The organism is Amycolatopsis orientalis DSM 40040 = KCTC 9412, assembly GCF_000478275.1.
In the GTDB taxonomy this organism is placed as follows: Bacteria; Actinomycetota; Actinomycetes; order Mycobacteriales; family Pseudonocardiaceae; genus Amycolatopsis; species Amycolatopsis orientalis.
On sequence record NZ_ASJB01000037.1, the window covers coordinates 1 to 231 of the forward strand.

At 56.7% G+C, this 231-nt stretch carries 1 protein-coding gene; it reads right to left on the reverse strand.

The features are described 5' to 3' along the window. Positions 1-231: rhamnogalacturonan lyase family protein (locus L324_RS44425; protein WP_499698307.1), on the reverse strand; the 231-nt coding region annotated here is incomplete at both ends.

Below are 231 nucleotides of genomic sequence, written 5' to 3' on the forward strand. Positions count from 1 at the left end.
GGCCGCTCCCCGTCAAGGTATGCGACACCGGCCAGAAAGCGGTCAACCCTGTTGCCGTAGCTGTCTCCCCAATCGGCTACATTTCCCCGGGCAGGTTCGTAGTTGACCGTTGTAAGCTCAGCGCCTGTATCGCCTTTAAAAACCGTCAAATACTCAGGCCCTGACAAAATTCGGCCTTGGGCATTGCGGTAATCGGCGTTTGCATTGCCGATCACCTTCCCTTTGCCGTCC